This is a genomic window from Cognatundibacterium luofuense (assembly GCF_018139685.1).
Lineage (GTDB): Bacteria > Pseudomonadota > Gammaproteobacteria > Burkholderiales > Burkholderiaceae_D > Undibacterium > Undibacterium luofuense.
The window spans coordinates 1-321 of sequence record NZ_JAGSPN010000444.1; the positions used below are offsets into that span (position 1 = coordinate 1).

Annotated in this window: 1 protein-coding gene; it reads left to right on the forward strand. The window is 57.3% G+C overall.

What is annotated here, in order from left to right:
* Positions 1 to 321 (forward strand): thiolase family protein (locus KDM89_RS21155; RefSeq protein ID WP_463322642.1); only part of this gene is annotated, 321 nt, incomplete at both ends.

Genomic DNA, 321 nt, shown 5'->3' on the forward strand with positions numbered 1-321 from the left:
CGGTGTGGCACCTGAACTGGTGGAAGAAGTTTTGTTCGGTAACTGCCTGATGGCCGGTCAGGGTCAGGCTCCTGCACGTCAGGCTTTGCTGGCAGCCGGTTTGCCGATGTCCACAGGTGCTGTCACGCTGTCCAAGATGTGCGGCTCCGCGATGAAAGCGACCATGATCGCCTTCGATTCTATCAATGCAGGCAGCAATGAAGTGCTGATCGCCGGTGGTATGGAATCCATGACCAACGCGCCTTACCTGATCCCGAAAGCCCGTGGCGGCTATCGCATCGGTCACGGCATGATGTATGACCACATGATGCTCGACGGTCT